Origin of the sequence: Leifsonia sp. NPDC014704, from assembly GCF_043083605.1 — a bacterium.
Classification (GTDB): Bacteria; Actinomycetota; Actinomycetes; order Actinomycetales; family Microbacteriaceae; genus Leifsonia.
The window spans coordinates 738,505-763,856 of the sequence record NZ_JBIBYW010000001.1; the positions used below are offsets into that span (position 1 = coordinate 738,505).

Annotated in this window: 25 protein-coding genes and 1 tRNA gene; 14 read left to right on the plus strand and 12 right to left on the minus strand. The window is 69.1% G+C overall.

Going from position 1 to position 25,352, the window contains the following annotated elements:
* The first annotated feature begins 98 nt into the window (after nt 1–98).
* The gene (locus tag ACF1AJ_RS03615) at nt 99–530 is read left to right on the plus strand and encodes an NUDIX domain-containing protein (RefSeq protein WP_391506140.1); all 432 of its coding nucleotides are present in this window, start codon (nt 99–101) and stop codon (nt 528–530) included.
* A gap of 21 nt (nt 531–551) precedes the next feature.
* Here ACF1AJ_RS03615 and ACF1AJ_RS03620 read toward each other — a convergent pair whose 3' ends face one another.
* The 3 genes from ACF1AJ_RS03620 to ACF1AJ_RS03630 all read right to left on the minus strand — a co-directional run bounded on the left by ACF1AJ_RS03620 (nt 552) and on the right by ACF1AJ_RS03630 (nt 4,823).
* On the minus strand, nt 552–1,394 hold the full coding sequence (locus ACF1AJ_RS03620; protein WP_391506141.1) for a DUF3097 domain-containing protein: 843 nt from the start codon (nt 1,392–1,394) through the stop codon (nt 552–554).
* 54 nt (nt 1,395–1,448) lie between these two features.
* Nucleotides 1,449–1,739 carry a DUF6504 family protein gene (locus tag ACF1AJ_RS03625; RefSeq protein WP_391506142.1) on the minus strand — a complete coding sequence of 97 codons (291 nt, stop codon included), beginning with the start codon at nt 1,737–1,739 and terminating at the stop codon, nt 1,449–1,451.
* Nucleotides 1,740–1,850: 111 nt separating this feature from the next.
* Nucleotides 1,851–4,823: a SpaA isopeptide-forming pilin-related protein gene (locus ACF1AJ_RS03630; protein WP_391506143.1), complete on the minus strand. Its 2,973-nt coding sequence runs from the start codon at nt 4,821–4,823 to the stop codon at nt 1,851–1,853.
* Nucleotides 4,824–4,973: 150 nt separating this feature from the next.
* Here ACF1AJ_RS03630 and ACF1AJ_RS03635 point away from each other — a divergent pair, with 150 nt between their 5' ends.
* Entirely contained in the window at nt 4,974–5,444 is a 471-nt protein-coding gene (locus ACF1AJ_RS03635; RefSeq protein ID WP_391506144.1) for a DUF1707 domain-containing protein, read from the plus strand.
* Nucleotides 5,445–5,456: 12 nt separating this feature from the next.
* Here ACF1AJ_RS03635 and ACF1AJ_RS03640 read toward each other — a convergent pair whose 3' ends face one another.
* The 4 genes from ACF1AJ_RS03640 to ACF1AJ_RS03655 form a co-directional block, all read right to left on the minus strand.
* Nucleotides 5,457–6,545 (minus strand): VIT1/CCC1 transporter family protein, encoded by a 1,089-nt coding sequence (locus ACF1AJ_RS03640; RefSeq protein WP_391506145.1) that lies wholly within the window; start codon nt 6,543–6,545, stop codon nt 5,457–5,459.
* Nucleotides 6,546–6,555: 10 nt separating this feature from the next.
* On the minus strand, nt 6,556–7,557 hold the full coding sequence (locus ACF1AJ_RS03645; RefSeq protein ID WP_391506146.1) for a helix-turn-helix transcriptional regulator: 1,002 nt from the start codon (nt 7,555–7,557) through the stop codon (nt 6,556–6,558).
* 39 nt (nt 7,558–7,596) lie between these two features.
* Nucleotides 7,597–8,574, minus strand: a complete 978-nt coding sequence (locus tag ACF1AJ_RS03650) for a cation diffusion facilitator family transporter (RefSeq protein WP_391506147.1) — start codon at nt 8,572–8,574, stop codon at nt 7,597–7,599.
* An 87-nt stretch (nt 8,575–8,661) separates the two neighbouring features.
* A tRNA-Leu gene (locus ACF1AJ_RS03655) sits at nt 8,662–8,746 on the minus strand.
* Nucleotides 8,747–8,879: 133 nt separating this feature from the next.
* On the opposite strand from ACF1AJ_RS03655, the gene ACF1AJ_RS03660 reads away from it, so the two are divergent.
* Nucleotides 8,880–10,199, plus strand: a complete 1,320-nt coding sequence (locus ACF1AJ_RS03660; protein ID WP_391506148.1) for a M20/M25/M40 family metallo-hydrolase — start codon at nt 8,880–8,882, stop codon at nt 10,197–10,199.
* A 21-nt stretch (nt 10,200–10,220) separates the two neighbouring features.
* Nucleotides 10,221–11,084, plus strand: a complete 864-nt coding sequence (locus ACF1AJ_RS03665) for an undecaprenyl-diphosphate phosphatase (protein WP_018191087.1) — start codon at nt 10,221–10,223, stop codon at nt 11,082–11,084.
* Between the two features lie 61 nt (nt 11,085–11,145).
* Here the strand turns inward: ACF1AJ_RS03665 and ACF1AJ_RS03670 are convergent, their stop codons facing one another.
* Entirely contained in the window at nt 11,146–12,081 is a 936-nt protein-coding gene (locus ACF1AJ_RS03670; RefSeq protein ID WP_309859795.1) for a PAC2 family protein, read from the minus strand.
* 88 nt (nt 12,082–12,169) lie between these two features.
* Between ACF1AJ_RS03670 and ACF1AJ_RS03675 the strand changes: the two genes are divergently transcribed.
* From ACF1AJ_RS03675 to lnt, 10 genes are all read left to right on the plus strand, one after another.
* Complete coding sequence (locus tag ACF1AJ_RS03675; RefSeq protein ID WP_391506149.1) at nt 12,170–12,886, plus strand: HAD family hydrolase; 717 nt, start codon at nt 12,170–12,172, stop codon at nt 12,884–12,886.
* On the plus strand, nt 12,883–13,893 hold the full coding sequence (locus tag ACF1AJ_RS03680; protein WP_391506150.1) for a tRNA (adenine-N1)-methyltransferase: 1,011 nt from the start codon (nt 12,883–12,885) through the stop codon (nt 13,891–13,893). Before ACF1AJ_RS03675 ends, ACF1AJ_RS03680 begins: the two co-directional genes overlap by 4 nt.
* 70 nt (nt 13,894–13,963) lie before the next feature.
* Nucleotides 13,964–14,911, plus strand: a complete 948-nt coding sequence (locus tag ACF1AJ_RS03685; RefSeq protein WP_391506151.1) for a peptidylprolyl isomerase — start codon at nt 13,964–13,966, stop codon at nt 14,909–14,911.
* Nucleotides 14,912–14,932: 21 nt separating this feature from the next.
* On the plus strand, nt 14,933–16,009 hold the full coding sequence (locus ACF1AJ_RS03690; protein ID WP_391506152.1) for a helix-turn-helix transcriptional regulator: 1,077 nt from the start codon (nt 14,933–14,935) through the stop codon (nt 16,007–16,009).
* Nucleotides 16,002–16,976 (plus strand): helix-turn-helix transcriptional regulator, encoded by a 975-nt coding sequence (locus ACF1AJ_RS03695; RefSeq protein WP_391506153.1) that lies wholly within the window; start codon nt 16,002–16,004, stop codon nt 16,974–16,976. The genes ACF1AJ_RS03690 and ACF1AJ_RS03695 overlap by 8 nt, the downstream gene beginning before the upstream one ends.
* A 29-nt stretch (nt 16,977–17,005) precedes the next feature.
* Nucleotides 17,006–17,365: a hypothetical protein gene (locus ACF1AJ_RS03700; RefSeq protein WP_391506154.1), complete on the plus strand. Its 360-nt coding sequence runs from the start codon at nt 17,006–17,008 to the stop codon at nt 17,363–17,365.
* Between the two features lie 4 nt (nt 17,366–17,369).
* Complete coding sequence (tatA, locus tag ACF1AJ_RS03705) at nt 17,370–17,654, plus strand: Sec-independent protein translocase subunit TatA (protein ID WP_391506155.1); 285 nt, start codon at nt 17,370–17,372, stop codon at nt 17,652–17,654.
* Between the two features lie 43 nt (nt 17,655–17,697).
* Complete coding sequence (gene tatC / locus ACF1AJ_RS03710) at nt 17,698–18,450, plus strand: twin-arginine translocase subunit TatC (protein WP_391507431.1); 753 nt, start codon at nt 17,698–17,700, stop codon at nt 18,448–18,450.
* A 23-nt stretch (nt 18,451–18,473) separates the two neighbouring features.
* Nucleotides 18,474–20,906 (plus strand): DEAD/DEAH box helicase, encoded by a 2,433-nt coding sequence (locus ACF1AJ_RS03715; RefSeq protein WP_391506156.1) that lies wholly within the window; start codon nt 18,474–18,476, stop codon nt 20,904–20,906.
* Nucleotides 20,907–20,986: 80 nt separating this feature from the next.
* Entirely contained in the window at nt 20,987–22,555 is a 1,569-nt protein-coding gene (gene lnt / locus ACF1AJ_RS03720) for an apolipoprotein N-acyltransferase (protein WP_391506157.1), read from the plus strand.
* Nucleotides 22,556–22,579: 24 nt separating this feature from the next.
* Here lnt and ACF1AJ_RS03725 read toward each other — a convergent pair whose 3' ends face one another.
* From ACF1AJ_RS03725 to ACF1AJ_RS03740, 4 genes are all read right to left on the minus strand, one after another.
* Nucleotides 22,580–22,951 carry an RNA polymerase-binding protein RbpA gene (locus ACF1AJ_RS03725; RefSeq protein ID WP_309859775.1) on the minus strand — a complete coding sequence of 124 codons (372 nt, stop codon included), beginning with the start codon at nt 22,949–22,951 and terminating at the stop codon, nt 22,580–22,582.
* 119 nt (nt 22,952–23,070) lie between these two features.
* The gene (locus ACF1AJ_RS03730) at nt 23,071–23,820 is read right to left on the minus strand and encodes a glycerophosphodiester phosphodiesterase family protein (protein WP_391506158.1); all 750 of its coding nucleotides are present in this window, start codon (nt 23,818–23,820) and stop codon (nt 23,071–23,073) included.
* On the minus strand, nt 23,817–24,812 hold the full coding sequence (locus ACF1AJ_RS03735; protein ID WP_391506159.1) for an SPFH domain-containing protein: 996 nt from the start codon (nt 24,810–24,812) through the stop codon (nt 23,817–23,819). Before ACF1AJ_RS03735 ends, ACF1AJ_RS03730 begins: the two co-directional genes overlap by 4 nt.
* Nucleotides 24,809–25,318 (minus strand): NfeD family protein, encoded by a 510-nt coding sequence (locus tag ACF1AJ_RS03740; RefSeq protein ID WP_391506160.1) that lies wholly within the window; start codon nt 25,316–25,318, stop codon nt 24,809–24,811. The genes ACF1AJ_RS03735 and ACF1AJ_RS03740 overlap by 4 nt, the downstream gene beginning before the upstream one ends.
* Nucleotides 25,319–25,352: the final 34 nt, after the last annotated feature.

Below are 25,352 nucleotides of genomic sequence, written 5' to 3' on the forward strand. Positions count from 1 at the left end.
GAACAACGCAAATGGAATTTCGACGTTGTGGACAACCGCTCCGTGTGGAGAAGAACAGTACGCCACCCGACCGACAGCCGTCGGCGCACAATGGACTCGTGCGCCCGACCTATCCCGCCGCCGTGTACCTGTGCCTGTTCGACGGCGACCGCATCCTGCTGCAACGCCGTGCGGGCACCGGCTACCGGGATGGCGAGCTGTCCCTCCCCGCCGGGCACATCGAGCCGGGGGAGTCGGCCACGGCGGCGCTGCTCCGAGAGGCGCGGGAGGAGGTGGGCCTCGCGCTCGGTTCCGACCAGGTGCGGCTCGCCCTGGTACAGCATGGGCGCGCGGACGGTGACACCTACATCGACTTCTTCTTCGCCGCCGCGCTCCCCGAGGGGGCTGTTCCCGTGATCGGGGAGCCCGAGAAGGCTTCCGAGCTGGTCTGGGCGCCGCTGGCCGACCTCCCGGGCGATGTCATCCCGGTGATCCGCCACGGCATCGAGGCGCTCGGCCGCGGTGATGCGTACACCGAATACGGCTGGTGAACGGCGTGGTCCCTCCTGCGCCTAACGCCCCTGGGGTTCGGTGACGAAGTCGATCAGCTGCTCGACCCGGCCGAGCAGCTCGGGCTCGAGATCGGTGTAGGAGCGGACCTGGCCGAGGATGCGCTTCCAGGCGCGTGCGATGTCGGCCTGCGTCTCGTGGGGGAGGCCGAGGGCGGCGCAGATGCCGTGCTTCCATGAGATCGAGCGGGGGATGCTCGGCCACGCCTCGAGGCCGACTCGTTGTGGCTTCACCGCCTGCCAGATGTCGATGTAGGGGTGGCCGACGACGAGGACGTGTGCGCCGTACGGCCCGCGCGCCACCTGCTCGGCGATCCTGCTCTCCTTCGAGCCGGGGACGAGGTGGTCGACGAGGACGCCGATGCGTCGGCCGCGGTCGGGCTGGAACTCTCGCACGATCGCGTCGAGGTCGTCGACGCCTTCGAGGTATTCGACGACGACGCCTTCGACCCGCAGGTCGTCGCCCCAGACTCGCTCGACCAGTTCGGCGTCGTGGCGACCCTCCACGAAGATGCGGCTGGCGAGGGCGACACGTGCCTTCTGGTCGCCGACGGCGAATGACCCGGACGCGGTCCGCGTGGGGCCGGCCGCCGCCCGGGACGGGACGACCAGGCGGATCGGTTCTCCGTCGATCAGGAACGAGCCCGTCAGCGGGAAGACGCGCTTCTTGCCGAAGTAGTCCTCGAGTTCGACCGTCTGAGCCTCGAGTCGCGTGATGGCCCCGCAAAAACCGGACGCAGCGTCCTCCACAACGAGGTCTTTCACGGCTTCGACGGTGGGGACGGGCTTCTTGCCGGCGCTTCTCCAGTCGCCGGCGAGCACATCGGTTCCGTAGCGGTCGTCCATCACCCGATGGAGGCTATGCGACGGGATGCGCCGTGCGGGTGAGCCACGCTGCGCTCAGTCGAAAACGCGGACCAGTCGCCACGATCGGGCGACCGCGTCGTGCTGCACGTCGAACACGTGCGCCTCGCCCTCTTCGCTCGTCCCTTGGAATCGCCAGCCGCCGATGGAGCGCGGAATGGTCCCGATGGCGTAGCGGTGTTCACCGAAAGGTCGCCACCAGGCGCACACCTCCGCCCAGACGGTGGGGGTGTCCGAGACGCGGTAGCGGGTCGCCCGCCAGACGAGTCGGGTGGGCACGCCTTCGTCAGTCGTCCAGACGGCAACGGCTTCATTGATCTCCGTCATTCTCCTCACCCACATTCGAATACATGTTCGAAAGTGAGTGTAACCTGCACCCGCTGACATCGCACCCCGACGTCGCATTCCTGCGAGGACCGCCCCGGCCGCACTGCGCTGTCAGGCGGCCCTGCGTCGTTTCAGCTTGTACCAGGCACCCAGAGCGGCCGCGAGGGCAAGTACTGCGCTCCCGGTGATGGTCAGAGAGTCGGCGCCGAGTCCTCCCGTGAAGGGGATGGCGGGAACAGGGATCTGCTCGTTCACGATGTCGTCCAGCTCGACCGTCGCGGACGTGGCCGAGACGGTCACGAGGATGGGGGTCGTGTTGAGCAGGAAGCCGGTAGGGGCGCGCGTCTCCACGAGCTCGTACGAGCCAGGTCCCAGGTCGGTGACCCGGAAGAGGCCTCCGAGGGGTTCCGTGTCCGCGTTGGCGCATTGGTTGGCCGAGGACGCCACGCAGTCGGCGACGACAATGGACGGGCCGGCAGGCTTCCCCGAAGCGTCTAGGGGCGTCAGGGTCCATTCGGCACCGGCAAGCGTGTTCCTGGATGCGCCGGCGTCGACTTTGTGCCACTGGACGGTGCTCACGAGAACGCCCACGATGGCCGTGCACGTTGTATCCGAGCTGTCCGGAGGGCAATTGTTCCCGCGCGAGGGTGACGTCACCGAGTTGACCAGGCGATGGTCGCCCGAGGCCGGGTTCTTCACGGTCGCCGTATAGGTGATCGTCGCCTGATCGCCCGCAGCAAGGGCACCCTTCCAAGACAACAGGGGTGCGGTGTAGGACACAGCGCCGGATGACGCCTTCGCGTCGTTCCCGTAGGTCGCCTCTTGGAGGACATCGCTGAGATCGTCGGAAGCCTGCGCATCTGCGTATGCCTGCGAGCCCGTGTTGGTGATGGTGATCTGATAGTCCACGCGTTCGCCTGGACGCGCGGTCTGCACAGAAGATGTCTTCGCTATTGCCAAAGAGCATTGGTCGTCCTCGGCCTTGACGAAGAAGACGGCGGATCCTGTCGTGTGTCCAGCTGGCGCGTCGCTTTCCGATTTTGAGGTGGTCACGGCGCGTGCGGAGTTCTTTACCGGGGAGGGCGCGCCGGCGTCGCACGCCACCGGTGGCGCCGTCGTCGTGAAGCACATCTGCGGCGGCTCACCGCTCCAGGCGAGCGAGATCTGCCCGCTTCGTACCCCGGCCGGGTCTCTGACGCCATTGAGGGTGACGGTTGCTGTGATCGACTGGACGGACGACGGGATGGCCTGGAGGTCGACCGTCTGCCCAGCGGGGATGTCCCGTGCGTCATACCCGGGGATCGGTGCGCCGTTCTGGTCTCGCAGCGAGACGGTGCTGCCCGTATACGCCGTCGTGACCAAGCCGGGGAACGACAGAGTGCTCCATCGGAACTGCGGCGATTCCGTGCCGCAGTAGTACGTGCGCGGCGAGACCGTGACGCTCTGCGGCGACGGTTGGAGGCAGGCCCCGCCAGAGAATCGGTCGAAGAAGGTGATCTGGCCGGCGTCGCCGCTGGCGACCAGGCAGTCCGGGGCGACGTCTCCAGCGGCGCGGACCGTGTAGTTCGTCTTGTTGACCGGGCTGGTGAAGCCCGCACACGCCGGCACCGTTCCCGAGCCCGAGTACGCGGCGAAGTCACGGCAGGTGACCTGGTTGCCGGTCGAGATGTAGACGCGCGATCCGACGGTGAATGCATCGCCCGACCCGTTGCCACCAGCCGAGAACACGGCGCCAGTCCCCGCATACGGGTTGGGGATCGCGCCGCCGGTGAGGTTGAGGCACGTGGATGCGGTTCCTGCGCCGTTGATGATCGTGCAGACTCCGGTGAGTGCGCCGGACGTGGAGAGCACCGGAGCGAACGGTGTGCCCGCCCGCGAAACAGCGGTGGACGAGCTCTGGGGCCACGAACCGCTGCAGAAGGCACCCGCCTTGATGTTGTAGCAGTAGGTACGCCAGGCCGCCGTGGTGGACTGCTGCACGCTGGCGAAGACGTAGTCGCCGAAGGTGGCGGACGCAAGGACGTTCGGGGACGTCATGGTGATGATCAGTGGGATGTTCGCACACGCGACGCCGGCCTTCGTCGCGCAGGTGATCACGGCATAGCCGTTGTTCGCCGCCACTGCGTAGTAGTTGCCGTTCGAGGCCGGGAGGCCGGTTCCTCCGACCATGGCCGCGAGCTGCGTGTTGCTGACGGCCTTAGCTGCCGTCGGCCTATAACCGCAACTGGTCGGAGTCGTGGTCGAGAGGTCGAGGCATGCGACGCCCGTGCTGGAGTTGTCGGCGGGGCCGACGTACCAGTACATGCGGTCGCCGTCGATCCACGTTCCGTTCTGCTGCGGCGTCGTACCCGAGAACGGCGTGCCGGTTCCGATCGGGGTACCCGGCGTAGGTGACCAGCTCTGGACGTTGCCGTTGGTCGGCCAGCCCGGACATGTCGCGCCGTTCAACTGGGCGCAGTACAGGAACGGTCCCGGATTGTGGTGCCAGAGAGCATAGACGAGGTCATCCCGCACGACGGCGTTATAGGCGTCTCCGCCGGAGACCGAGATCGTCGAGGACGTGGCCACCTCGAACGGCGCGGAAAGCTGCTGAGTGCCGGTGGGGGCGGCCGTTGCGGTGAAGCCGACGCCGGTCGCTCCAGCCGGGGGACTCCCGGGCCGCCAGGAGGTGCCGCCGTCGATGGAGAACTGGGGCGTGAGTGCGCCGGCCGGGTTCTGGTTGGGAGGCAGTTGCAGTGAGTCCGGAACGTAGGCGCCAGCGTCCGTCAGGACATCGGTGAGTGCGACGGACGCGCTTCCCGACGTGTCGTTCTGGTAGCTCACCACCCACCGGAGCTGATCTCCGGGCTTCGCCGTCCCCGTCTTCTCCCCGCCCGGGGCGTACGGGGATGCCGCGGTCGACCCGTTCGCGAGATTCGTCCCCGTCTTGTGGATCGTCGACACGCCGCTCGTGCCCGCGTTGGAGAAGTAGTGCGGCAGGACGAAAGCGCTGGCGATCACCCCGGCCAGGACGCAGATGCCGACGTAGGCTCCCACCGTCCAGGCGCGCGAGCGGCGTGTCAGGAATCGGGGACGGTGGCCCATGTGATGCTCTCTCCTCCCGCCGCAGCGGATCCGTTGGTGACCCGGGGAGGGTCCTCGATTATGAGGACGCGTGCGGAGGTCGGTTCGTAACGGCGATGCCTGTCCAATGAAGGCAACAGACGTGTTGCATGCCCCTGGCATACTGTGGACATGGCTGACTACTCAGACGCTTCGGGCGCCGCGCTACGCCTGAGCAACGACGAGCGGGAGCGGGCAGTCGCCGCCCTGCAGTCCCACGCCGCGCAAGGGCGGCTGACCGACGGCGAGCTGCAGACGCGATCGGCTTCGGCACGGAGCGCGGTGACGCGCGGCGACCTGGCGCCGCTGTTCGCGGATCTTCCCGGGGGTGTGCGGCTCGACCCCGGTGATCCCGCCCCCACGGCGCAGCCACCGGGGGCGGACGTCCCGCCGGCGGCCTATCCGGCGCGGGCTCCGGAGAACAACCGAGAGCCCTCGAGCCGCTGGGGGCTGCTCCTCGTCTCCGTCATGCCGTTCGTCTCGGTCATCCTGTTCTTCCTGACCGGGATGGCATGGGGATACCAGTACTCGTGGCTGTGGTTCCTGCTCATTCCGCTGGCAGGAGCGATCACCTACGGCGTCGACGGCGGCAGACGCCGCTAAGCCGTCAGGGCGTCAGCCGACGGTCGCGCCGAAAAGGAGACCGAGGAGGTATGTGGCGGCCGCCGCTCCGTACCCGATGAGGAGCTGACGGATGGCGCGCTTCAGCGGTGACGCTCCGGAGAGCAGCCCCACGACGGCTCCCGTGCCGAGCAGGACGATCCCGACCAGCAGCGCGGAGACGATGATCGCGGCCGTCCCGGTCAGCCCGAAGAGGAAGGGCAGGATCGGGATGAGTGCACCGGAGGCGAAGAAGCAGAAGCTCGAGATCGCGGCGTTCCACCCGGTCCCGATCGCCTCGTGCTCGTCCTCCTCGATCGCGGGGGTGATGGGGATGGGCGAGGTCACCGCCTGCAGGCTGGAGAGAACCTCGCGTGCGTGATCGGCGGCCTCGTCCGCCGTCATTCCGCGAGCTCGGTAGACCAGAGTGAGCTCGTTCGCGTCGACGTCGAGGTGCGGCAGCGCTGAGCCGGTGGCGGGATTGGGCGTGGATGCTTCCAGCAGTTCGCGCTGCGACCGTACGGACACGTATTCTCCCGCGCCCATGCTGAGCGCTCCGGCGAGGAGGCCGGAGATGCCGGTGAGCAGCACCACGTGCGTCGGGACGCCGCTGGCGCTGACGCCGAGGACGAGCGCCAGGTTGCTGACCAGGCCATCGTTCGCGCCGAAGACCGCGGCCCGGAAGGTGCCGGAGAGCCGTTGCCTGCCGCGGGCGGCGAGCGCCCGGACGACCTCTTCGTGCACCTGCTCGTCCGCCGCCATCTGCGCCGTCGCGTCGGAGTCGTCCGCGTACGGCGACCGGGCTTCCGCGCGCTGAGCGAGTGCGAGCACGAACACCGAGCCGAACCGCCGGGCGAGCCAGCCGAGCATCCGCGTGCGCAGGTCGCCCCTCAGCGGCCGGCCCGCCTGGTCGCCCAGCAGGTCGACCCAGTGCTGCTCGTGGCGTCGCTCGGCTTCGGCCAGCGCGAGCAGGATCTCACGCTCCTCGCCCTGGCGGCGGCTGGCGAGATCGCGGTACACCGAGGCCTCGGCGCGCTCGTCGGCCAGGTAGCGACGCCACCGCCTGATGTCGGCGGGGCTCGGGGTTCGGGCTGCTGTCGTCATCCCCTCAAGTCTAGGAGTTGGCGACGGACTCTCTCGCGGAGGCGGCCTCAATGGTGAGCGCCAGCGCCGAGCGGGTGAACCGGGCACCCCAGTCCGCTGCCGCGACGATCGCTTCCTCCGGGCCGAGGATGCGGAAGGGCGCGTCGACCGCGGCGAGCCCGAAGAGCGCCCATTCGGCGCTGTCCGCGGTGATCCGGACAGCGCACGTGCCGTCGCCGCGGTCATCGACCGTCGCCCACCGCCCGAGCACCTCGACGACCCGGTCGCCGGGTGCCTCGATGAGTGCCTCCACGATCATGGGCTCCACCGCGCTGTGGAGGGATTCGCGCACGTACTCCGCGGCGTCCTCCGCCGGCAGCGCGCGCGGCCGGAAACGGACCCCGGTCGGATGCGGATCGGCGATGCGGTCGAGACGGAAGCTGCGCCAGTCGAATCGGGTGAGATCGTAGGCGACGAGGTACCAGCGGCGCTCGATCGAGACCAGCCGGTGCGGTTCGACCGTGCGGTTGGAGGCTTGGCCGTCGCGGGCGACGTAGGCAAACTCGATCCGCTCCTCGTCGCGGCAGGCCTGGGCGAAGGCGGTGAGGATGCCAGGGTCGGTCGTCGGCGTCGGTCCGAGCGTTGTGGACAGCGTGGTCATCCGCAGCGCGTCGACGCGGCGCCGCAGCCGCGGCGGCATCACCTGGACGACCTTCGCCAGCGCACGCACGGACGCCTCGTCGACCCCCGCGATGCCGCTCTGTGCCGCTGTCCGGAGGCCGACGGCGAGCGCGACGGCCTCGTCGTCGTCGACGACGAGGGGAGGGAGGGATGCGCCGGCGGCCAACTGGTATCCGCCGGACACGCCGCGGGTGGCGTCCACCGGGTACCCGAGGTCGCGGAGCCTTTCGACGTCACGGCGGAGTGTGCGCGGAGAGACCCCGAGGCGGTCGGCGAGCTCTTGTCCTGGCCAGTACCGGTGCGTCTGAAGGAGGGAGAGGAGCTGGAGCGAGCGGGAGCCGGTACTTGCCATGCATCCATTGTGCACATCCTTGCGGTCGGAAACTGACCGCTAGCTGCGTACGGCGGCCTCCGGACCCGGGCCACGCCCGGAGGGACGCAACGGTGCGGCGCCAGGCCGGGAAAGCGTGATCACGGCCTCGGTGATCCACTCCGACTCCTCGAGCGACGCTTCGACCGCCTGCAAGTCGGCGGCCACATCCGACTCCCGGTCGTTGCCGACGAGGTCGACGGCCGCCACCAGATAGAACCTCTCGGGACCGACGTACTCGAGGTGCAGGTAGGTGACCGTCTCGACCTCGGGATGCGCGAGCAGGGCGCCGAGCGCGGCCTCCGAGGCTCGGTCCGAGCCGGGCTGCCCGACCAGGAACCGCCGGTTGCGCTCGATGAGCACGACGGCGACGATCGCCAGGAGCACACCGACCAGGATGGAGCCCAGCGCATCCCAGAACGGGTTGCCGGTGAGCTCGTGCAGCAGAAGGCCGAGGAAGGCGATCACCAGGCCGACCAGGGCCGCGGAGTCTTCGGCGAACACGGCCCGCAGCGTCGGATTCGATGTGCTGAACACGTGCTCGAACGTGCCGGTGCCCGAGGACTCGGCCTTCGCGTGCGCCTGGCGGTACGACTGGATGAACGAGATCCCCTCGAAGACGAAGGCCGCGGCAAGCACGAGATAGCCCACGAGGTAGTCCGAGTCCTCCTCCTTCGAACCGAGCGCCTGGACGCCGTGCATGATCGACACCACCGCGCCGGCGGTGAACAGCCCGACGGCGGCGAACAGGCTCCAGACGTACGCGTCGCGGCCGTACCCGCCCGGATGCGAGGAGTCGCGCGGCCGCACGGCGGAGCGCTCCGCCTGGATGAGGAAGATCTCGTTGCCGGCGTCGGCCCACGAGTGCGCGGCCTCGGCGACCAGGGAGGCGGATCCGGTGAGGATGGCGGCGATGGTCTTGGCGATCGCCACCAGGACGTTCGCCGCGAAGGCGAGCAGCACCGTGAACAGGCTCGAGGATCGTTTGCTGCGGGGCATGGCGACACCATAGCCCCGCGGCATCGCGGGAATGCAGAAGGCCCCGGTCGCCATGACCGGGGCCTTCCCTCCGCTTTCGCGGTTCTGTGTCCGAGGGGGGACTTGAACCCCCACGCCCTATACGGGCACTAGCACCTCAAGCTAGCGCGTCTGCCATTTCCGCCACCCGGACGAGGTGAGATGGCCGCCGAACTGCTCCGGCTGCCGAAGAAAGACGATAGCACGGATTCTCCACAGAGGATCACTCGTCCACACACCTCGGGCGTGGCGCGGCGGTGGTCGGATGCGGCAGGTAGCGTGGTGGGATGACCGACGAACTCCGCGCGACCGAGCCCGACCTCGACGAGACCGCGATCATCGCCCGGGACCTCATCCGATTCGACACGACCAACTACGGTGAGGGCCGCTCGAACGGCGAGGCGGAGGCCGCCGCCTATGTCGAGGCGAAGCTGGCCGCGCTCGGCCTGCGTCCGCAGGTGTTCGAGTCCGATCCGGGCCGCGCGAGTGTGGTGGCGCGCGTCGACGGCTCCGACCCGGGCAAGCCGGCGCTCGTCGTCCACGGTCACCTCGACGTCGTCCCGGCCGACCCGCGCAACTGGACCGTCGATCCGTTCGGCGGCGAGATCAAAGGCGGCCTGCTCTGGGGCCGCGGCGCGGTCGACATGAAGAACATGGATGCGATGATCCTGACCGCGGTCGGCGACATCCTGCGCGCGGGGGAGCGTCCCGCCCGAGACCTCGTCGTGGCGTTCTTCGCCGACGAGGAGGACGGCGGCCGCCGAGGGTCCCATTACCTGGTCGACACGCATCCCGAGCTGTTCGCCGGAGCGACCGAGGCCATCAGCGAGGTGGGCGGTTACTCCATCGACCTGGCGGGTCGCCGCGCGTATCTGCTGCAGACCGGCGAGAAGTCGCTCGTCTGGATCAAGCTGATCGCACGCGGCCGCGCTGCGCACGGTTCGCGGCTCATCCGTGACAACGCGATCACGCGGCTGGCGGAGGCCGTCGTCGCGCTGGGCCGCGAGGACTGGCCGGTCCAGCTGACCGCCACGACGACCCGGCTGATCGGCGAGCTCGGGCGGCTGCTCGACGTCGACCCGCAGCGGATCGGCCCGGACGAGGTGGTGATCCGCACGGGTACGGCCGCCGGCTTCATCCTGGCGACGCTCCGGACGACGACGAACCCGACGCTGCTCGAGGCCGGCTACAAGCACAACGTCATCCCCGACACGGCGGAGGCGCTGATCGACATCCGCACGCTGCCGGGCGAGGAGGACGCCGTGCTCGCGCGCGTGCGGGAGCTGATCGGCGACGACGTCGAGATCCAGGTCATGCACCGCGACATCGGCCTGGAAGCCGAGTTCGGCGGGGGTCTGGTGGACGCGATCACGGGCACGCTGCATCAGCACGACCCGGGCGCGCCCGTCCTCCCGTATCTCCTCTCCGGCGGCACCGACAACAAGGCGCTCAGCACGCTCGGCATCACGGGATACGGCTTCGCGCCACTCCAGCTGCCCGCCGACCTCGACTTCCCCGGCATGTTCCACGGGGTGGACGAGCGCGTCCCGCTCGACGCGCTAGTGTTCGGTAGGAACGTGCTCCGCGACCTCCTCCGCGCCTACTGACCCCGGGATTCGACGCTTCGTATGGACTTCATCAACGCCCTGATCCTCGGCCTCGTTCAGGGGCTCACCGAGTTCCTCCCCATCTCGTCCTCGGCGCACATCCGCATCGTCGGCGAACTGCTCGGCACCGGTGCCGACCCGGGCGCGCGCTTCACGGCGATCATCCAGCTGGGCACCGAAGCAGCGGTGCTCCTCTACTTCTGGCGCGACATCACGCGCATTATCGCGCAGTGGTTCCGCGCGCTGTTTGGCCGGATCCCGCGGAATGACCCGGACGCGCGGATGGGGTGGCTCGTCATCCTGGGCAGCATCCCGATCGTGGTCCTCGGACTCTTCTTCCAGGATCAGATCGAGACGACGTTCCGCTCGCTGTGGATCGTCGCGACGACGCTCATCGTGTTCGGCATCCTGCTCGGCATCGCCGACTGGGTCGGGTCGAAGCGCAAGCGGCTGCGGGAGCTGACCTGGGGCGACGGCATCATCTTCGGGCTCGCGCAGGCGCTCGCGCTCATCCCCGGCGTCTCCCGCTCCGGCGGAACGATCACGGCCGGGCTGTTCATGGGGTACCAGCGCCGCGCGGCCGCCCGCTACTCGTTCCTCCTCGCGCTGCCCGCTGTGTTCGGCAGCGGTTTCTACCAGCTGTACAAAGCGGTCAAGGAGCCGTGCACCGAGGCGCTCGCGAAGGCCGGGACCTGCACGCCCGAGGTGTTCGGACCGGTGGAGACGGCGGCTGCGACCGTCGTCGCGTTCGTGGTCGGACTGCTGGTGATCGCGTTCTTCATGGGCTACATCTCGCGCCGCAGCTTCCTGCCGTTCGTGATCTACCGCATCGCCCTGGGCGTGCTGCTGATGATCCTGCTCGCCACCGGCGTTCTCCAGGCGTGAGCGACCTGGTCGCGTCCGTTCGACGTGACCGGAGACGGCGAGAAGAACGCTCCCGCGGCTGTCAGCCGCGGCGCGGGTCGTCGGGCGCTCGCCCGGCCGTCCCGCCGTCGCGGCCGTCACCGCGCCGGCGCAGGTACCGCTCGAACTCCTGCGCGATCGCCTCGCCGCTCGCCTCGGGCGAGTCGACGGTGTCGCGCGCCTGTTCGAGCTGCTGAATGTAGGAGGCCATCTCCTCGTCGTCGGCAGCGAGAGCGTCGATCCCGGACTCCCACGCCGCTGCCTCGTCGACCAGGCTGCCGCGGGGAATCGTCACGTCGACGAGCTCCTCGAGCTTGTCGATCAGCGCGAGAACGGCCTTCGGGCTGGGCGCGTTGTGCACGTAGTGCGGAACCGACGCCCAGATCATCAGCGTCGGGATGCCGACGTCCTCTGCGCCCTCGGCGAGCGCGCTGAGGATGCCGACCGGCCCCTCGTACGTGGAGCGCTCGAGGCCCAGCTCGGCCCGGACGGCCGCGTTGTCACTGGACGCGAAGACGGAGATCGGCCGGGTGTGCGGGACATCAGCGAGCATCGCGCCCAGGAAGACGACGGCTCCGATGTCGGCGGCGAGTGCCACATCCATGATCTCGGCGGTGAAACTGCGCCAGCTGCGCGACGGCTCGGTGCCGAGCAGCAGGAAGATGTTGCCGGCGTTGTCGCCGGTGACGGTCAGCTCGGCGTCACCGGCCAGGTCTTCGCCGACGCGCCCGGGAAGCGACGGCCCGTACATGACGGCGGAGGGCCAGATCAGGCGCCTGCGGCCGTCGTCGTCCGTCACCACCGGCCTGTTGAACTGGAAGTCGAAATAGAGCTCGGGGTCGACCTCGGCGATGGGAACCACGTCGAGCTGCTCCTTGAGCGTCTTGACCGCGCCGCTGGCCGCCTCGCCCGCGTCGTTCCATCCCTCGAAGGCCACCACGAGGATACGCCCGCCGAGGATGTTCTGTCCGTCTGTCACGAAGCTGTCCCTGGTCCCTTCCTGGCGTCCGGTCGGGGCGCCATCCATCCAGGATAGGCCCGCGGCTCTCCCGATAGACTTGCCCGTTGTGACCGCGTCTTCCCCCCGCAGCGAACATACCCGTAGCGACGCCGACCTTCCCGCCGCCGTGCTGTGGGACATGGATGGCACCCTCGTCGACACCGAGCCGTACTGGATGGCGTCGGAGGTCGAGCTCGTCCATTCGTTCGGCGGCACGTGGACGCACGACGACGGCCTGCTCCTCGTCGGCCTCGGCCTCTGGAACTCGGCGGAGATCCTCCGCTCCCGCGGCGTCGCGATGGAGCCGGACGAGATCGTGCAGTGGCTGACCGACCGGGTACAGCAGAAGCTGGACGAGGACGGCGTGCCGTGGCGCCCGGGCGCCCGGGAGCTGCTCGAGTCGCTGCGCGAGCGCGGCATCCCCACGGCGCTGGTGACCATGTCGGTGCGGAGGATGGCGGAGCAGATCGTCGCGCATATCCCGTTCGATGCGTTCGACGTGATCGTGAGTGGCGACGAGGTCGACGAGCCGAAGCCCGCGCCGGAGCCGTACCTGCGCGCCGCGGACCTGCTGGGCGTCGACATCCGCGAGACCGTCGCCCTGGAGGACTCGCTGGTGGGCCTTGCGTCCGCCGTGGCGTCCGGTGCGACCACGATCGGCGTTCCGCACATCGTGCCGCTTCCGGAATCGGAGGAGCACACGCTGTGGTCGTCGCTCGACGGGCGCACCGCGGATGACGTGTTCGCCGTCGCCCGCGCGCGCCGTGAGGCGGCCAACCGATGAACGAGACCACTCGCAGCTCCGGTCCCTTCCGGGCGGGTGACCGCGTCCAGCTCACCGGTCCGAAGGGCCGGATGAACACCATCACGCTGGAGCCGGGCAAGCAGTTCCACAGCCACCGCGGCGTCCTGTCGCACGACGCCATCATCGGACTGCCCGACGGCTCGGTCGTGACCAACAACGCCGGCGTCGAGCACCTCGCGCTGCGTCCGCTGCTCACCGACTTCGTCATGTCGATGCCGCGTGGCGCGGCCATCGTCTACCCGAAGGATGCCGCGCAGATCCTCGCGCTCGCGGACATCTTCCCGGGCGCAACGGTCGTCGAGGCGGGGGTCGGCTCCGGTGCGCTCTCGCTCTGGCTGCTGCGCGCGATCGGTCCGGAGGGCCGGCTGCTGTCGTTCGAGCGCCGCGAGGAGTTCGCCGATGTCGCCCGCGACAACGCCGCGACCTTCCTGGGAAGCGAGCCCGCCAACTGGACGCTGACCGTCGGCGATCTGCAGGATGCGCTGCCCGCCGCCGTCGAACCGGGAACCGTCGACCGCGTGGTGCTCGACATGCTGGCGCCGTGGGAGACGCTCGACGCGGTCACCGCCGCGCTCAAGCCCGGCGGCGTCGTGATCTGCTACGTCGCGACCGTGACCCAGCTGTCCCGCGTCGCCGAGGCCATCCGCGCCTCCGGCGACTACACGCACCCGCAGTCGAACGAGACGATGGTCCGCGGCTGGCACGTGGAGGGGCTCGCGGTGCGGCCCGACCACCGGATGATCGCCCACACCGGCTTCCTGATCACCGCCCGCCGGCTCGCCCCGGGGACCGTCCTGCCCGAGCTGAAGCGCCGTCCGTCGAAGTCCGACTACTCCGACGAGGATGTCGAGGCCTGGACGCCCGGCGCCCTCGGCGAGCGGCAGTCCAGCCCGAAGAGCCTCCGCAAGCGGATGCGCGAAGCGGCCGCCAGCGCCGAGCTCGCGAAGGGCCGTGAGGCGGACGAGGACGCTCCGGGCGTCGGCTAGCATGAATGCGGGAACGCCGGGCTCGCCCGCTGCTGTCCCGAACCCCACTGATCGGATCGAAAGAGGACCCGTGCCCAACGCAACTGCTCGCCGCGCGTCTGCACTCGGACGAACCGCCGCCGTCATCGGAGCCGCCGGCCTCGTGGCAGTGGCGCTGTCGGCATGCTCGACGAACCCGAACAACGACTGCGGCTCGGCATTGTCTTCGGGCAAGGCTTCGCAGCTGGTCGAGGCGACGGGCAAGATCGGATCTCGACCGAAGGTGACGGTGCCGACGCCCGTCGATGCGACGAAGTCGCAGCGTTCGCTGCTCACCGAGAGTAGTGACAGCACCCTCGTGCACAAGGGGCAGCAGGTCGAGGTCGGCTTCACGGTCATCGACGCGGCGACCGGGAGCGTGCTCGGCAGCGGTTACGGAGATCAGGGTGCGGTCGTCCCGGTCGGGACAGATGTGATCAGCCGCGGATTGATCTGCGCTCCGGTCGGGTCGCGCGTGGCGATCGTGGTGGCGCCCAAGGACGCGCCGCAGCAGGCAGACTCCGCCCCCGGCACCCAGATCTACGTCCTCGACGTCCTCAAGACCTCGCTGAACGCCGCCAACGGCGCGGTCCGCCCTGCGGCTTCGGGGTTCCCGACCGTCGTGCTCGCGCCCACGGGTCAGCCCGGACTCACCATCCCGTCCTCAGGGTCGGCGCCGACGAAGGTCCGAAGTGAGCTTCTCAAGCAGGGCGATGGACCGGCCGTCAAGAAGGACAGCACTGCGGTTCTGCAGTACACCGCCGTCGGATGGGACAGCAAGCAGGTCCTGACCAGCAGCTGGACCGACGGGGGTCCCGATCGCGTCGACATGGCCAGCGGCCAGAGCCAGATCCAGAATCAGAACAGCTCGGTCCTCCCGCAGGCGATGCTCAAGGAGCTCGTGGGGCAGAAGGTCGGCTCCCAGTTGGTGATCGAGACGCCGACCCAGGGCCAGTTCCCGGCCGCCGCTTGGGTGGTGGACATCCTCGGGATCCACTAGCTCGCGGACTAGGATGGACGGGTGTCCCGTTCCCCCTCTTCGCCCGCGCGCGTCCCGGTCGAGGAGCGCCTGTTCAGCCTCGTGCTGGCACTGCTCGCGACCGAGAACGGCCTGACCAAGAGCGAGATCCTGTCGACCGTCCAGGGGTATCGCCAGCGGTATGAGCCGCACGGCGACAACAGCAGCCTGGAGCGGCAGTTCGAGCGCGACAAGGACGACATCCGCGAGCTGGGCGTCCCGCTGGAGACGGTCGAGGCGCCCGAGGCGTCCGGCAACAATCAGCTGCTGCGTTATCGCATTCCCAAAGGGGCATACGACCTCCCGGCCGATGTCAGCTTCTCTCCCGAGGAGCTGACCCTGCTCGGCCTCGCCGCTGCCGTCTGGCGTGAAGGGTCGCTGTCGGGGGAGTCGCGGCGTGCGCTGATGAAGCTGCGATCGCTCGGCGTCGAGGCGGACGACCCGGTCGTCGGGTACGCGCCGCGGCTGCGCGTCCGCGAGAGTGCGTTCGAGCCGCTCAGCCAGGCGCTGGAGCGTCACGTCATGGTGCAGTTCCCGTACCTGAAACCCGGCGAGAGCGCGTCGCGTCAGCGCACCGTGGCACCCCTCTCGCTCGTGCAGCACCAGGGCCGGTGGCACCTGCAGGGGATCGACCAGGACGCCCGCGGGTCGCGGACCTTCCTGCTTTCCCGCATCGTCGGGCCCGTCAAGCTGACGTCGCGCGTCTTCGACCCGGAGCAGTACCGCGTCGACGGCGAGGCCTTCGCCGAACGGGCGCTGCTCGAACTCGAGCGCATCTGGGAGTCGAACGTCGCCGAGATCGAGGTCACCGCCGGCACGGATGCGGCGACGCGCCTGGGCAAGCGGTACGGCGACGCCGTCCCGGTCGGAGCCGAGGGCGAGCCCGTCCGCCTCACCGTCAACTTCTCGGACATCAACATCCTCGCGGATCAGCTGGCGTCGTTCGGCCCCGAGGTGCTCGTCCTCGCCCCGCCGGAACTGCGCGACCACGTGCTCCAGCGCCTGCAGGCGACCGTTGCGGCGCACGCGGCGCCGGGCAGCGCGGCGGAACGACAGCCGGGGGAGGCCCGCGATGGCTGAGCGCCGCAAACCGATGCAGGCGCAGGACAAGCTCGCCTTCCTGCTCGCCCTCGTGCCGTACCTGATGGATCGCGACCGCGTGAGCGTCGCAGAAGCCGCCGAGCATTTCGGCGTCGACCAGGAGCAGCTCCGCGACGCCGTGCGACTGATCGCTGTTTCCGGCATCCCGGGCGAGACTAACGCGTATCAGCCGGGCGACCTGTTCGACATCGCCTGGGACGACTTCGAGGAGAACGACCAGATCGTCCTCACCCACCAGGTGGCCATCGACGACTCGCCGCGCTTCTCGGCGCGCGAGGCTGCCGCGCTCATCGCCGGGCTGCAGTACCTCACGGCCCTGCCGGAGAACGCCGACCGGGATGCGATCGGCTCGCTCATGGCGAAGCTCGCGCGCGGGGCATCGGCGGCACCGAGCCAGCTGGCGGTCGCGCGGTCGGAGACAGACGAGGCGCTGGCGACGATCCGGGATGCGGTCATCGCGGGCGTGCAGGTCGAGTTCGACTACCTCAGCTCGCGCGGGGAGCGGGAGCGGCGCCGCGTCGACCCGCTGCGCATCGAGTCCGTCGACCAGGACTGGTACCTGCGCGGCTGGGATCACCTCCGCACGGCCATCCGCACCTTCCGTCTCGACCGGATCGACGACCTGGTCGCGACCCAGGAGGCGATCACCTACCGCCCGGGCGACGTGATGCTTCCCGAGACGCTGTTCACCGGCACGCCGGAGGACCAGCTGGTGACGGTGGAGGTGTCGGCGTCGGCGATCCCGCTGATCGAGGACTACATCCCCGAGGGTGCAGAGCGCGAGGAGCGGGACGGCGTCATCCGCACGAGCGTCCGCGTCGCCCACTTCCACGGCCTCAAGCGGCTGGTCGCCGGGCTGTCAGGCGTGCTCACTGTGCTCGACCCGCCCGAGGCGCGCCAGGTGGTCGCGGGCTGGGCGCGTGCTGGCGCCGAACGCTACCTTTGAGCGCGCGGACCGCCGGGTAGGCTGGGCCCATGCCCTGGTGGTCGTGGCTGGTGATCTGGATCGTGCTCGTGCTCGGTCTCCTCGGCATGCTCGCGTTCTTCGCGTGGTGGCTGTTCCGCAAGGTGGTCGCCGCCGGCCGTGAAGCCGCCGCGCTGATGGAGAAGGCGGAGGTGCTGTCGCGCCGAGCCGAAGAGCTGCACGAGACGTTCGAGCCGGCCGTGCTGGCGGATGCCGACGAGCTCCGCGCGCAGCGACAGGACCACCTCACCGAGCGGGCGTTCGCCCGGCAAGCTCGCAGGGACGCCCGCGTCCGGCGCGGTAGACTACTGGTCGATGTGGACCCGGAAATGGTGCCCGCTCGCTTCGCCCACCTTTTGAGAAGGACCTGATCTCATGTTCGCAGGACTGACCGGATGGCATCTGCTCATCATCCTCGCCGTGATCCTGCTGCTCTTCGGTGCGCCCAAGCTCCCGGCGCTCGCCAAGAGCATCGGCCAGTCGATGCGGATCTTCAAGGGTGAGGTCGACGAGCTGAAGAAGGACGGCAAGGACGGCAAGTCCGACCAGGTCGCCGACGGCACCACGACCACCCCCACCGCGCAGAGCACCGCGGCACCGACGGTGACGCCCGCCCCGGCTCCCGTCGACCCCTCGACCGAGTCGAACCCGAAGTCCTAGTCCGGTGGCCTCCACGAAGCGAGGCAAGAACCGCGAAGGACGGATGACGCTCGCCGAGCACTTCATCGAGCTTCGCAAACGCCTCTTCCGTTCCGCCCTCGCTCTGGTCGGCGGCGCCGTCATCGGCTGGTTCCTCAGCGGCTATGTGATGGATGCGCTGCGCGGTCCGATCACGGATATCGCGAAGCAGCAGGGCCGCGAGGCCATGCTCAACTACGACAGCATCACGGGCGCGTTCGACCTGAAGATGCAGGTCGCGATCACGATCGGCGCGATCATCTCCAGCCCGGTGTGGCTTTACCAGATCTGGGCGTTCTTCGTCCCGGCGATGACGCGCAAGGAGCTGCGCTACGGCTTCGGTTTCTTCTTCACCGCCGTCCCGCTGTTCATCGCGGGCGGCGTGACCGGCTGGCTGCTCGTCCCGCACATCGTGAGTCTGCTGACGAGCTTCGCCCCGGAGCCGGACTCGGCGATCATCCAGGCGAAGACCTACTTCGACTTCATCCTCAAACTGGTCATCGCCGTGGGCATCGCTTTCGTGCTCCCCGTGTTCCTGGTGCTGCTCAACTTCGTCGGCGTGGTGAGCGCGAAGTCGATCATCGCGTCGTGGCGCTGGGCGCTCATCCTGATCGCCCTGTTCACCGCCATCGCCACGCCGGCGGCCGACGTGCTCTCGATGTTCCTCCTGGCCATCCCGATGGTCGCCCTGTACTTCGCCGCGTACGGCGTCGCCTGGCTGCACGACCGCCGGGCGGCCAAGCGCGAGCTGCGACTCGAGGCCGAGCTCGCCGCCTGACCGCGCGGGCATAGGCTGGTGGGGTGACCGACCAGACGCTCTCACCGGCGGAGCGGTTCGCCGCCTCGCGCGACCGGGCCCGCCAGCCGCTGCTCGAGACCTTCCGCGCGAGTCTCCGGTTCGACCTCGACCCGTTCCAGCGGGAGGCATGCGGGGCCTTGGAGCGCGGGCGCAGCGTCCTCGTCGCCGCCCCCACCGGCGCCGGCAAGACCATCGTGGCCGAGTTCGCCGTCTTCCTCGCGATGCGCGAGGCCAACGCGAAGGTCTTCTACACGACGCCGATGAAGGCGCTCAGTAACCAGAAGTTCCAGGAGTTCGTGGAGGCGTACGGCCCCGAATCCGTCGGGCTCCTCACCGGCGACACGAACATCAACTCGCACGCCCGCATCGTCGTCATGACGACCGAGGTGCTCCGCAACATGCTCTATGCGGACTCCGACCTCCTCACCGACCTTGCCTACGTCGTCATGGACGAGGTGCACTACCTGGCCGACCGGTTCCGCGGCGCGGTGTGGGAGGAGGTCATCATCCACCTGCCGTCGGAGGTGCGGATGGTGTCGCTCAGCGCCACCGTGTCGAACGCCGAGGAGTTCGGCGACTGGCTGCAGGCCGTTCGCGGCGACACCGACGTCGTCGTTTCGGAAGAGCGTCCCGTGCCGCTGGAGCAGCACATCCTCATGCGCTCCAAGCTCATCGACCTGTTCGACTCGTCCGGTCTCGCCGCCACCAACCGGGTCAATCCGGAGCTCGTGCAGATGGCGCGCTACGGCGGTCGGGTGCTGAGCAGCCGGCAGATGCGGGATGTGGGCCGCTACCACTCCAAGGGCGGTCGTCCGGACACCTTCCGGATGAGCCGGTCGGATCTGGTCGCGCTGCTCGACGACCGCAATCTGCTGCCTGCGATCTTCTTCATCTTCAGCCGCAACGGCTGCGACCAGGCGGTGCGGCAGGTTCTCCGGGCGGGCGTGCGCCTGACCGAGAAGCACGAGCGGGACGAGATCCGCGAGATCGTGGAGGAGCGCTGCCGCACCCTTCTCGATGAGGATCTGGCGGTGCTCGGCTACTGGGAATGGCTGGAGGGGCTGGAGCGCGGTGTCGCCGCCCATCACGCCGGCCTGCTGCCCGCCTTCAAGGAGGTCGTGGAGGAGCTGTTCCGCCGGAAGCTCGTCAAGGTCGTCTTCGCGACGGAGACGCTCGCGCTCGGGATCAACATGCCGGCCCGGACCGTGGTGCTGGAGAAGCTGGAGAAGTTCAACGGCGAGGCCCGCGTCCCGATCACACCGGGGGAGTACACGCAGCTGACCGGTCGCGCCGGCCGTCGTGGCATCGACGTGGAGGGGCACTCCGTCATCCAGTGGGAGGACGGTCTGGACCCGCAGTCGGTCGCCTCTCTCGCGTCCCGCCGCAGCTACCCGCTGAACTCCAGCTTTCGGCCGACCTACAACATGGCCGTGAACCTGATCGACCAGTTCGGCCGACCACGCACCCGGGAGATCCTCGAGTCGTCGTTCGCTCAGTTCCAGGCGGACCGAGCCGTGGTGGACCTTGCGCGCAAGGCCCTGCAGCAGGAGCAGTCGCTGGCCGGTTACGAGGAGGCGATGACGTGTCATCTCGGCGACTTCCGCGAGTACTTCGCCATCCGTCGAGAGCTGACGGACCTGGAGCGGTCCGGATCCCGCATCGAGTCGGCGTCGAGCGCCGACAGGGAGAAACGTCAGCGTCAGCTGGCCGCGCTGCGCAAGCGGATGAAGGACCACCCCTGTCACCGCTGCCCGGAGCGTGAGCAGCACGCCCGCTGGGCGGAACGCTGGTGGAAGCTGAAGCGCGACACCGACCGGCTGCGGTCGCAGATCCAGTCGCGCACGGGTGCCGTGGCGAAGGTCTTCGACCGCGTGTCCGAGGTGCTCCTGGAGCTCGGCTACCTGGCGAAGGAGGACGGCGAGACCGTGCTGACCGTTCACGGCCGCACCCTCAAGCGCATCTACGGCGAGCGGGACCTCCTGGTCGCCGAGTGCCTGCGCCGCAACGCCTGGAAGGATCTGGATGCGCCGGGCCTGGCTGCCATGGCGTGTGCCCTGGTCTTCGAGCCGCGACGCGACGACGGCCTGGCCAACGACCGAACGTTGCCGCGCGGCGCGTTCCGACCGGCGCTCGAGAAGACGATCACGCTGTGGAGCACGCTCGACGACCTGGAGCAGGACAACCGGCTCCCGGGCAGCGAGCCGCCGTCCACGGCGTTGTCGCTGGCGATGTGGATGTGGTCCCGCGGCTCGGGGCTCGACGCGGTTCTCAGCGAGGCCGACATGGCGGCGGGCGACTTCGTGCGCTGGGCAAAGCAGACGATCGACCTGCTCGACCAGCTGTCGCTCGTCGCCCAGGGCAACGTGGGTCGGGTGGCCCGGCAGGCGCTGGAGTCCATCCGGCGAGGGATCGTCGCGTACTCGTCGGTCGCTTGACACGGCTCGCGAGCGGCCCGCGCGACCGTGTCGCGCATCCTGAACGGCCCCCACACGCGGATGCTTTAAGCTCTCCCTTCGTGCAGACCGTCCCGCGAGCCCCCCTTCCGCTCTGGCTCGCGCTGCTGGTCGCCGCGGCCGCCGGCCCGGTGCTCGATGCGGGGTTCCCGGACAAGGACTGGTGGCCGCTGACGTTCGTCGGCATCGCGATGGTGCTGCTCGCGCAGCGGGGTCGTCGGGCCGGCTCGGCGTTCCTGGTCGGCTGGGTCGCGGGGGAGACGTTCTATCTCGTCCACGTGTCCTGGACGGCGCTGTACCTCGGCCCTGTGCCCTGGGTGGCGCTCTCGACGCTCGAGGCGCTGTTCTGGGGTGTGGGCGGCATCCTGATCACGCTCGCGTACCGGTGGGTGCCGCGGGCCTTCCCGACCGTGCTCGGGCGGCTGGGGCTGCTGCCGGTGATCGTGAGCGGCCTCTGGGTGCTGCGGGAGTTCGTGACCGGCACCTGGCCGTACGGCGGTTTCTCCTGGGGGCGCGTCGCCGAGTCGCAGTCCCTCAGCCCGCTCGCCCCGATGGTCGCGTGGATCGGCATCTCGGGTGTCAGCTTCGTGATGGTGTGGCTGGTGGCCTTCCTGCTCGAGCTGCCGGGCGCGTTGGATGTGCGCGCGGTGCAGCGCTGGCTCCTCGCCGGGGCGGCGGTCGCGCTCGTGTTCACGATCCCTGCCTGGCCCGCGACGACCAGCGGATCGACGCGGATCGCCGCGGTGCAGGGGAACGGGCCGGCCGGCTACTTCGACAATGCGCCCGTCGGCGCCGTGTTCAACGCGCAGGTGGCCGAGACACTGCGCATCCCGTCGTCGCAGGTCTCTGGCGCGAAGAAGGTCGACATGGTGGTCTGGCCGGAGGGGTCCGCCCTGCCGGACCCGACGCGTGACCCCGACAATGCCGCGATCCTGGATGCGCTGAGCCGCAAGTTCGGAGCCCCGTTCGTCGTCGGAACGATCACCTCGCGCGACGACCGCCTCTACAACACCTCGCTGCAGTGGGAGGCCGGGCAGGGCGCCGTGGACTACTACGACAAGAAGCACCCGGTGCCGTTCGGCGAGTACGTCCCGGACCGCGCATTCTGGCGTCCCTTCGCCCCCGAGCTCATCGACTTGATCGGACGCGACTACACGCCCGGGACACGCGACAACGTCTTCGACGTCGGCGGCGTCCGCGCCGGTATCTCGATCTGCTTCGACATCGTCGACGACCAGCTGCTGACGGACATGATGCGCGGGGGAGCGCAGGTGATCCTCGCGCAGACCAACAACGCGGACTTCGGTGAGACGGACGAGAACCAGCAGCAACTCGCGATCGCCCGTCTGCGCGCGATCGAGGCCGGGCGGTCGCTGGTGAACATCTCGACGGTGGGCAGCAGCCAGATCATCGGGCCGGACGGTCGCACGATCAGCTCCATCCCGCCGTTCAAGCCCGGGCACATGGTCGCGGACGTCCCGCTCGGGACCACGACGACGCCGGCAACACTGCTCAGCCGCGGGATCGAGTTCCTGGTCGCCGGCCTCGGGCTGTTCGGCCTCGTTGTCGCGTTCACCGGCCGTCGTGCGCCGTTGCTGACGACGAAAAGGCCGCTCCCACCGCAAGGGTGAGAACGGCCCGGTGTCCTGACGGGGTCAGGCGGTGTGCTTGTGCTCGCTCGTTCCGCGACGCGACCGCAGGTACTGCAGGCGCTCCTCGAGGAGCTCCTCGAGTTCGGCGCGGGTGCGACGCTCCAGCAGCATGTCCCAGTGGCTGCGGGGGGTCTTGACGTCGGAGTGGTCGACCTCGACGGGAGTGTCGCCGATAAGCAGGCGCGCCTCCTGGCCGCAGTGCTTGCACTCCCAGGTCTCGGGGGCCTCGGCCTCGGCCGAGAACACCATCTCGGTCTCCTTGCCGCAAGCCGGGCACAGGTAGTTGTAACGGGAACGCGGAGAGTAGACGACGCCTTCTTCACTCTGTAGGCTCTGGGCGCCGAGTCTCATACCGCGCAAGCTTCGATCTGCCATTGTGTGGTCTCCTCTAGTGCGCGCGAATCCTCACCGTTATAAACGGTCAAGCTGGGGATTCTCTTTCCAGGAGAGCGTTTCTCCCAGTGCCCTCTCAGAGTCGGCTGCGTCGCCGGACGTCAGCGGCGCGACGTCACCACGGTCGTGAGCACGTCGCAGCGGTCGGTGACGATGCCGTCGACCCCGAGGTCGAGCAGCCGGACCATGTCGGCCGGATCGTTGACCGTCCAGACATGGACTTCGGCACCGGCCGCGTGGATGCGTTCGACGGACCGTCGCGTGACGATGCGCAGCGGACCGCGCCGCTCGGGCACCTGCACCGCGACGAATCCGCGAAGCGCCCGCCGGACCAGCGGGGGAATGTTCAGCCGGGCGCCGGTCAGGGCGGGGAGGAACTCTGGGACGGCGGGGGAGGAGGCGACCCCCGGGAGTGCGTCGGCGACGGCACGTCGCCGCTCGCTCGAGAAGCTGGTGATCAGCACACGGTCGGTCGCCCGGGCCTCGCGGATCGCGGCGACGGCCGATGCGGCTGCCCGCGCATCCTTCACGTCGACGTTGAAGCGCGCCTGCGGGAACGCGTCGAGGGCTTCGGCCAGCGAGCAGAAGCCCTGTCCGTGACCCAGTTCGATGCGGCGCAACTCGCTCATCGTCAGCTGCCCGACCTGTACGTTCCGCCCGGCGACGCGGGCGAGGTCCGGATCGTGGGCGATGACGGCGACACCGTCCGCCGACGCGTGGATGTCGGTCTCGAGGTGCGTCGCTCCCGCCGAGAGGGCGCGCAGGAACGCCAGCAGGGTGTTCTCGGGCGCGTCCAGGGCGAGGCCGCGATGCGCGATGATGCGCGTCCCGGCTCCGTCGAGGAACGTCACGGCGCGGTCGGTGCCGCCGGCCCGGTCTCGGCTGCCGGCGCGGGCGGCGTCACGGAGCCCGTCGCGGCTGCCGCCGACGGCGGCTGCTGCGCACCAGCGCCCGGTCCAAAGGCCTGACCGATGCCCTTCAGCGCCTCGGTCAGCTCGCTCGGGATGATCCACAGCTTGTTCGCGGGACCCTCGGCGAGCTTCGGCAGCGTCTGGAGGTACTGGTAGGCGAGCAAGAGATTGTCCGGGTTGCCCTGATGGATCGCACCGAACACCGTCGTGATCGCCTGCGCCTCGCCCTCGGCTCGGAGGACCGCCGCCTTCGCGTCGCCCTCCGCCTTGAGGATCGCGGCCTGCCGCAGTCCCTCTGCGTTGAGGATCTCGGACTGCTTCGTGCCCTCGGCCGTCAGGATCACAGCGCGGCGGTCACGTTCGGCGCGCATCTGCTTCTCCATCGAGTCCTGAATGGAGAGGGGCGGCTCGATCGCCTTCAGCTCCACGCGCGCCACACGGATGCCCCACTTGCCGGTGGCCTCGTCGAGCACCACGCGGAGCTGTCCGTTGATGTTGTCGCGGCTGGTCAGCGCCTCTTCGAGGTTCAGGCCACCGACGACGTTACGGAGCGTGGTTGTGGTGAGCTGCTCCACCGCGCCCAGGTAGTTGGCGATCTCGTAGGTCGCGGCGCGCGCATCGTTCACCTGGAAGTAGACGACCGTGTCGATCGAGACGACCAGGTTGTCCTCGGTGATGACCGGCTGCGGCGGGAAGGAGACCACCTGCTCGCGCATGTCGATCAACGGTCGCACCTTGTCGATGAACGGGACGACGACGTTGAGCCCCGGCATCAGTGTCTTGTGGTACCGTCCGAGCCTCTCCACGACGCCCGCCCGCGCCTGCGGGATGATGCGGATCGCGCGGAACAGCGTGACCAGCACGAAGATCGCGATGATCAGGACGATGACGCTGACCACGATGGTCAGGACCAGCTGGCTCGGATCGTTCACGGAGTGATCCTCTCGGTGAGGCCGTCGCTGCCTGCGGAGACCGGTGCGGGGGCGACGACGGCGGTCGCACCCTCGATCGAGACCACGATCACGTGCTCCCCGGGCACGAGCTCCCCGCGACCGCCGCCCGTGAAGCCGCTGTCGGCGAGGCGCGAGGTCCAGGTCTCGCCGACCTGCAGCTTCACCAGGCCCGTCGTGGGCGTGACGGTCGAGACGACGACGCCGCCCATCCCGATCAGGCGGTCGATGTTGCTCTTCGCGGGGTCTCCCCCGCGCTTCAGTGCGCGGAGGAGCGGCGGCCGGATGAAGAAGATGAGGACGACGGAGAGGGTGGCCGCGATGATCAGCTGCAGCCACCAGGGCGCTCCGACTAGGCCGGAGACGAGGCCGCCGAAGCTGCCGACGGCAATCATCAGGAAGACGAAGTCGAGCGTCAGCATCTCGATGATCACGAAGATCAGGATGAGGACGAGCCAGACGATCCAGGCGAAGGACGTGATGTCCATGACGTCCCCCTTTCACTGCTTTCTCCGACCGTAT

Coding starts and splice junctions, on each gene's coding strand:
- tatC (WP_391507431.1), top strand. CDS start 17,698: ATGACGCTCGCCGAGCACTTCATCGAGCTTCGCAAACGCCTCTTCCGT.
- tatA (WP_391506155.1), top strand. CDS start 17,370: ATGTTCGCAGGACTGACCGGATGGCATCTGCTCATCATCCTCGCCGTG.
- ACF1AJ_RS03725 (WP_309859775.1), bottom strand. CDS start 22,951: ATGGCAGATCGAAGCTTGCGCGGTATGAGACTCGGCGCCCAGAGCCTA.
- ACF1AJ_RS03640 (WP_391506145.1), bottom strand. CDS start 6,545: ATGACGACAGCAGCCCGAACCCCGAGCCCCGCCGACATCAGGCGGTGG.
- ACF1AJ_RS03645 (WP_391506146.1), bottom strand. CDS start 7,557: ATGGCAAGTACCGGCTCCCGCTCGCTCCAGCTCCTCTCCCTCCTTCAG.
- ACF1AJ_RS03625 (WP_391506142.1), bottom strand. CDS start 1,739: ATGACGGAGATCAATGAAGCCGTTGCCGTCTGGACGACTGACGAAGGC.
- ACF1AJ_RS03620 (WP_391506141.1), bottom strand. CDS start 1,394: ATGGACGACCGCTACGGAACCGATGTGCTCGCCGGCGACTGGAGAAGC.
- ACF1AJ_RS03630 (WP_391506143.1), bottom strand. CDS start 4,823: ATGGGCCACCGTCCCCGATTCCTGACACGCCGCTCGCGCGCCTGGACG.
- ACF1AJ_RS03695 (WP_391506153.1), top strand. CDS start 16,002: ATGGCTGAGCGCCGCAAACCGATGCAGGCGCAGGACAAGCTCGCCTTC.
- ACF1AJ_RS03660 (WP_391506148.1), top strand. CDS start 8,880: ATGACCGACGAACTCCGCGCGACCGAGCCCGACCTCGACGAGACCGCG.
- ACF1AJ_RS03680 (WP_391506150.1), top strand. CDS start 12,883: ATGAACGAGACCACTCGCAGCTCCGGTCCCTTCCGGGCGGGTGACCGC.
- ACF1AJ_RS03740 (WP_391506160.1), bottom strand. CDS start 25,318: ATGGACATCACGTCCTTCGCCTGGATCGTCTGGCTCGTCCTCATCCTG.
- ACF1AJ_RS03650 (WP_391506147.1), bottom strand. CDS start 8,574: ATGCCCCGCAGCAAACGATCCTCGAGCCTGTTCACGGTGCTGCTCGCC.
- ACF1AJ_RS03635 (WP_391506144.1), top strand. CDS start 4,974: ATGGCTGACTACTCAGACGCTTCGGGCGCCGCGCTACGCCTGAGCAAC.
- ACF1AJ_RS03665 (WP_018191087.1), top strand. CDS start 10,221: ATGGACTTCATCAACGCCCTGATCCTCGGCCTCGTTCAGGGGCTCACC.
- ACF1AJ_RS03700 (WP_391506154.1), top strand. CDS start 17,006: ATGCCCTGGTGGTCGTGGCTGGTGATCTGGATCGTGCTCGTGCTCGGT.